This is a genomic window from Sphingomonas segetis (genome assembly GCF_009720245.1).
GTDB classification, from domain to species: Bacteria; Pseudomonadota; Alphaproteobacteria; order Sphingomonadales; family Sphingomonadaceae; genus Sphingomicrobium; species Sphingomicrobium segetis.
Genome location: NZ_WJSQ01000210.1, coordinates 1 through 3,498, shown reverse-complemented (window position 1 = coordinate 3,498; position 3,498 = coordinate 1). Strand labels below are relative to the sequence as shown.

At 63.2% G+C, this 3,498-nt stretch carries 5 protein-coding genes; all 5 read right to left on the bottom strand.

Annotated elements, in window-relative coordinates; genetic code table 11:
* Positions 1 to 340 (bottom strand): hypothetical protein (locus tag GH737_RS13735; RefSeq protein ID WP_155265350.1); only part of this gene is annotated, 340 nt, incomplete at its 3' end.
* Positions 341 to 350: 10 nt separating this feature from the next.
* On the bottom strand, positions 351 to 965 hold the full coding sequence (locus GH737_RS13730) for a TadE/TadG family type IV pilus assembly protein (protein ID WP_155265349.1): 615 nt from the start codon (positions 963 to 965) through the stop codon (positions 351 to 353).
* Positions 965 to 1,501 carry a TadE/TadG family type IV pilus assembly protein gene (locus GH737_RS13725; RefSeq protein ID WP_155265348.1) on the bottom strand — a complete coding sequence of 179 codons (537 nt, stop codon included), beginning with the start codon at positions 1,499 to 1,501 and terminating at the stop codon, positions 965 to 967. The genes GH737_RS13730 and GH737_RS13725 overlap by 1 nt, the downstream gene beginning before the upstream one ends.
* Entirely contained in the window at positions 1,498 to 3,093 is a 1,596-nt protein-coding gene (locus GH737_RS13720; protein WP_155265347.1) for a pilus assembly protein TadG-related protein, read from the bottom strand. Before GH737_RS13720 ends, GH737_RS13725 begins: the two co-directional genes overlap by 4 nt.
* A 12-nt stretch (positions 3,094 to 3,105) precedes the next feature.
* The gene (locus tag GH737_RS13715) at positions 3,106 to 3,393 is read right to left on the bottom strand and encodes a hypothetical protein (protein ID WP_155265346.1); all 288 of its coding nucleotides are present in this window, start codon (positions 3,391 to 3,393) and stop codon (positions 3,106 to 3,108) included.
* Positions 3,394 to 3,498 lie beyond the last annotated feature (105 nt).

Here is a 3,498-nt window from a genome sequence, read left to right as displayed (position 1 = left end):
CGCCGGAGCGGATCAGCGACCGGACGAGCGCCAGAGGCGGCTCGAACGAGGCGGCGATCAGCGGCGTCTCGGTCGCGGCCGCGAGCTTCTGGAAGCGCTTCACCGACGCGGCGCTGTCGGCATCGACCTGGACGACCGCCGCCGCGGCGCCGGCAAGCTCTTCCGGGTTGATCCAGTCCGAGGTCGGCAGGATGCTGAGGTTGACCGGGAAGCCGGCGACCCGAGCGGTCGCGAGCTCCGCCGCATCGCCGTCGGCGCCGCTCAGGTAGAAATGCACCGCCTGCTCGCGCTTGTTGGCCTTCCAGTTGAGGGCCGTCTCGTTGGGTGTCATCACGCTCACGTCTGGGTCCTCAATTCGAAGCTGAGCCGCTCAGGTCTTCCGCAGTCAACGATGTGCGGAAGTCCGGCAGATCGAGTGTCAGGAACAACAGGCTCGTTATCGGCTGAAACTGGAGCCCGGTTAGCCGCACCGTGACCACAGGAGAGATTTGCGAGCCGTGAGGATCGCCTGCGTAGCCAAGGCCGGATCCGGTGTAGTGAAGCACCACGTTCGATGCCTGCACGGCCGGATACATGGCCTTGATCCTGGGCAGAAAGACATTGTCGAACGTAGCGGTATCCAGCGTGCCGACGTCGTCAGGACACAGCCCGCTGATGCAGTTGCATGCCGTTCGGCTGCATTGAATGTCGCCAAGGGCTCCCGCCGGAATGACATCGCCCTGGGTCAGCGTCACTCCGTCGATTGTCTGATCGAGGTAATCCTCTGCTGCCAGTCCACTCGGAACCAGGTCAGTCACGACAGCGACACGAACGCCCACTTGCGTTGCCTTCTCAGCTCGATTGATGTCCCAGAGGAAGCGGCCACCGTCGATTACGCCGAACAGCAATACGAGCAGCAGCGGCACCACAAGCGCGAACTCTGCCGAGCTTGAGCCGCCACATTCAGTAATTAGCCGGCGTTGCATCAGAACCCCATCACTGCAGCGCTTTGCGCTGCGTACAAGTTGAGGCCCAACCCGGAAAACCCGAACGCCGTCCCAATTACGGACCGATAGGGAAGGGTTACGGTGACCAGGACGGTTGGAGCCTGAACGTTCGCATATAGGCCGCCGAACGCGTAGTTGCCGCCGCTGCCGTCATCTAGCTCGGACAGGCACGTCATGGTCGCGGAAAAGTTGGCACTGTCCCAATTGGGAAGCAGGTCCTGTGCTGCGGGATCGAGACTGCCTTTGCGCACGACCAACTCGGTATTTTCGAACACCGTATCGGCCGTGTCCCGCGTCGGGACCTCGCCGGTACAGTCGGTATAGTTCGAAAACCGCTGTCGCGCTGCGTACCTGGCGCCATCGCGGACGCTCTTCACAAGTTTGTGCTCATTGTAGAAATAATTGCCGAGCTCTACCGAGCCCATCATCAGCGCGAGGAGAAACGGGATGACCAGCACCATCTCCGCCGCCGCGGCTCCGCGATTGTCCCGCAACAGCTCACGAAAAGTCCTCATTTTATCAGATATGGCACGTCGCGGCGTACCACCTCGGAAAATTGGTCGTCTTGCGCCTTCGACTTCTCGATGAACTCGACGTAGATATCCTTCGTGTCGGAATAAAGGTTGGAGCCGCTGCCGCGCTTGATCGCCGGTTCGACGAGAAAGACCTTGAGCCAGCTCGGTACCGGCACGTCGACCGTCTTGCCGTGGGCATTGAGCGCCCGGCAGTTCAGCACCGCGACCGCAATCGTCCGCCGGTCGGGTTGACTGGCGCTTTCCCCGACGCCTGCTCCATTGCCGCTGGCGGGGTGCGAAAATGCCGCTTGCGATGCGACGGGTTGAGGGAAATCGATCCCCTTCGTGCCTGTGCCATTGGGGTGGGCGAGTTCCCACTTGTAGACGTCATATCGGGCGGCATTCGTGGGCAGGCCAGTGTTCGCAACCCACTGGTCGTGGGTCCAGCCGTAGTTGACGCGAAAATATGCGTCACGGTCCCAGGTACCACTGCCAACGATGCCGCAAGTGTACCTGCTTTGAAGACTGGAGTGGCAGAGGTCGTGCGGATAGCCCATGATCGCCGGGTCCAGCGAACCATTGGTGGGGAGCGCCGCAAGCTCCTTCGTTCCGTTCGAGTCGCTATCCCAATACGGATCGTAGATGACCGGCGTCCAGTTCGCCTTGTTCTTGCAACTGGTTCCGTTTTGCGTGTCGCACACCAGGTCCTTGCGCGTATTGAGCGCCGGCGAACATGTGCCGCCGCCCTGGCTCGGACACGTCTGGTTCCCGTTAGCGTAGACATCGAAGCGCGTGTTGAACGCATTGAGAACGGACGTGTCCATGCCGGTTTTCGTCGTCACGCCGGTGATCGCCTGGCAGGGCCCCTTGGGAACATTGTAACCGAGCTCGCCCGCCAGTGCCGATGAGCCGTTGCCGAGGCCTGATTCAAGCCAGCCGAAATTGCCCGGGACCGACGCGCTTCCAGTGACGAGCTTGAGTCCGACTCCACGGGGCGGATTGAAGTCGAGTAATTCGTCCTGATTGCCGACCGGCTCGCTGGGGTTGCAAAGCATGACCGGCGGGACCTTGCAGATGGCCGACTCCATCGTCGCCGCGGCTTGCGCCGACAAATCGCCGCTGCTTGATGCGCCGACGATCGGCGTAAACGCGAACTGCGCGCGCCTGCCAGCCATGGTGACAACCGCGACCTTCGCGTCGGCGTCGCTGGTTGCGACCGTGCAGCCTGTCGGCGCCGACGGCGGATCGGCGGGGTTGTTGGCGACGCTGTCATCGTATGCGCTGCAATAGGCGACGGTGAAAACCGCGAGGGACCGGTCAGATCCCGTGTTCACGAATTGCGAAAAGTTGCTGACGATCTGATTGGCTGCGGCCGTCGCCCGGACGCGTGAGTTCGTCAGTCCGTCAAGCTGGGTCGCGGCAGCGAGCGCCGCCTGGTCCGCGGCATTCTGCAATTCCGAGTCAAGGCTCGCCATGCGCGCGTAATCGAAGGCGATCCCGCCGACCGCGATGAGCGCCGTCAGCGACAGGGCTACGGTCGGCGCGACGGCGCCGTCAGCATTCCTCCACAGGGTTCGAACCGAGCGCCTCATGCGTGTGCATCCCTAATGCTGTCCGCCGCCGCCGCCGGAGGTCGTTTCCATCGTCTGGACATCCTTGACCTGGCCCTTGCGGTACTTCTGGACGTTGCCCGCGCCCTTTTCGCCATTGTCGCCGGGTTGCGACGCCTCGGGCGGATAGACGGGCGCCGGGTTGATGGTCTGGATCGCGGCATCGTATTTCATCGCCTCGCCGAAGCTCGCGGCTTCGTCGCCGATGTGCGAGTTGGCGGTGTTGCACCCCGCGAGTGCGGCCGCCGCCGCCGCCGTGATCCACAGGCGCCTAGAGGACATGGCCGTAATCCTTTTCGAATCCGATCGGCTCGTTCTGCGACATCCCGCCCGCGCCGGGCGGCGGAGGCGGCGGCGGGAGCGGCGCCGGCGTGACGAACGGCCGCG

Excerpts from the sequence above, each read along its gene's own strand:
- GH737_RS13730 (WP_155265349.1), bottom strand. The coding sequence starts at position 965 with ATGCAACGCCGGCTAATTACTGAATGTGGCGGCTCAAGCTCGGCAGAG.
- GH737_RS13725 (WP_155265348.1), bottom strand. The coding sequence starts at position 1,501 with ATGAGGACTTTTCGTGAGCTGTTGCGGGACAATCGCGGAGCCGCGGCG.
- GH737_RS13720 (WP_155265347.1), bottom strand. The coding sequence starts at position 3,093 with ATGAGGCGCTCGGTTCGAACCCTGTGGAGGAATGCTGACGGCGCCGTC.
- GH737_RS13715 (WP_155265346.1), bottom strand. The coding sequence starts at position 3,393 with ATGTCCTCTAGGCGCCTGTGGATCACGGCGGCGGCGGCGGCCGCACTC.